Raw genomic sequence first — 1,892 nt, forward strand, 5'->3', positions numbered from 1 at the left:
GGTCGAAGCTGGTCGCGGCATCGGCGTTCAGCGCAATCGCCGCCGCCCCCGTCACTCGATCGGCACGGCCGCGCATATCGGCAACGATGATCTCGTTGCCGATGCCGTTCATCTTGGCGAAAGGGGCAGTGCTGGCCATTGCTCCGGAAATCCGTGTCCGTTTGGCGCTATATGGCGGAAACGGGCAGGAATTACCAGTGCGCAGCCGCTTGGTCACGGCGAAAGCGCCGGACTCACGTGACGGCGAAAATGCCCAGCACCACCAGCAGGAAGATGATCAGAACGATGCCGATAAGGATCCGCGCGCCGGTGGCGGCGGCACCTGCCAGCGCCGGCATGCCGAGCAGGCTGGCTGCGGCGGCGACGATCAGGAGAATGATGATCCATTTGAGCATGGCAATGCCTCGCAAACCGACAGATTTTTCAACCACTTGAAAACGCGGTTGCCGCGCTGGGGTTCCGTCGAAACCGATGCGGATCAGGGCGCTATGTGCTCCGGCACATCCCAGACCTCGCCCGGCCGCAAGGCGCGAAAGCGCTCGCGCGGGATGCCTTGATCGTCAAGCGCCTCGGTCAATTTGCGCGCAGGCTCGTCGATCGGCTCGTCGGTGAGCTGGAAGGTGCCCCAATGACAGCCGGCGGCATGGGCGGCATTGCACAGCGTCATGCCTTGCACCGCCTCCTCCGGATTCTGGTGCTGCGGCGCCATGAACCAGCGCGGCTCATAGGCGCCGATCGGCAGGATGGCGAAGCGGAAACCGCCATGTTTCTCAGCCATCAGCCGGTAGTTGATGCCATTGTGAAAGCCGGTATCGCCGGCGAAATAGAGCTTGCTGTCAGGCGTTTCGACGACGAAGCCGGCCCACAGCGCCATGCGCCGGTCGCGGGCGCCACGCGCCGACCAGTGATGCACCGGCTCGACATGGACGGCGGCGCCATCGCCGATCCCGACCCTGTCGCCCCAGTCATGCGCCGACAGTCGCATGCCGGGCACGGCGGCTTCGATGATGGCGTCGTTCCCGAGCGGAGTGAGCACCAGCGGGTCGTGGCCGGCCTTCAGCCGCTTCAACGTGGCGAGGTCGAGATGGTCGTAATGGTTGTGGCTGACCAGCACGAGGTCGATCGGCGGCAGGTCGGCAAAGGCGATGCCTGGCGCATTGATGCGTTTTGGTCCGGCGAAGGAAAGCGGCGACGCGCGCAGCGACCACACCGGATCGGTAAGAATGTTCAGACCGGCCGTCTGGACCAGCAAGGTGGAATGACCAACCATGGTCACTTCCAGCGCGGCGCCCTCGACCCGAGCCGTCGGTTTCGCCTGCGGAAAGGGGCTTGCATCGCTCGCCGGCCATTTCGAGCGCTGGCCATTCAACTGCCATTTCAGCAGGTCGGCGAAACGGCCGGGTGGCCGGCCGTCGGGATTGAAGAACAATGCGCCGTCGAAATGGTCGCTGGGCGGGCCGCTGTAATAGCGATTGGCGGCAGTCTTTCTCGCGGCCAATTTGCGGCTCCAGCAGGGTTTCGTTTTCCAGACATAGGCGCTAAGGCGGTTCGCGCAAGCGTCCACCGACGAAGTGTTGACCGGAATTCCCAAGCGACGCGCGACAAACGGTCAGCCGTCGCGATTGCGATAAATTTGCAACAATTCTTGCTGCAAACTGTATTTTAACCATATCGGGTTGAAATTTCGCCACCTTCTCCATCTTGGTGGGGGTGAGATTGTGCGGACGGCTTCCCCCCAGCCGGATCCGACGGAGGTTGGAATGACTTTTTCGAAAACCGGTCTGGTGGCCGTATCGCTGGCGGCGCTCGTTGCGAGGGGCTGTTCGACCTCACGTTTTTCCTCGATGGATGACCAGCAGCCGGCACCGCTGGAGGCCGCGCCCGCCGTCACC

Annotated in this window: 2 protein-coding genes and 1 pseudogene; all 3 read right to left on the reverse strand. The window is 63.2% G+C overall.

All coding sequences use genetic code 11. From position 1 onward, the window contains the following. A pseudogene (locus tag EN893_RS31840) lies at positions 1-139 on the reverse strand (diaminopimelate epimerase); the annotation flags it as partial. Between the two features lie 94 nt (positions 140-233). Beyond that, on the reverse strand, positions 234-395 hold the full coding sequence (locus EN893_RS31845) for a DUF1328 family protein (protein WP_013528842.1): 162 nt from the start codon (positions 393-395) through the stop codon (positions 234-236). Positions 396-478: 83 nt separating this feature from the next. Further along, complete coding sequence (locus tag EN893_RS31850) at positions 479-1,498, reverse strand: MBL fold metallo-hydrolase (protein ID WP_127268402.1); 1,020 nt, start codon at positions 1,496-1,498, stop codon at positions 479-481. Positions 1,499-1,892 lie beyond the last annotated feature (394 nt).

The sequence above is a fragment of the Mesorhizobium sp. M7A.F.Ca.CA.004.04.2.1 genome (assembly GCF_004022825.1).
Classification (GTDB): Bacteria; Pseudomonadota; Alphaproteobacteria; order Rhizobiales; family Rhizobiaceae; genus Mesorhizobium.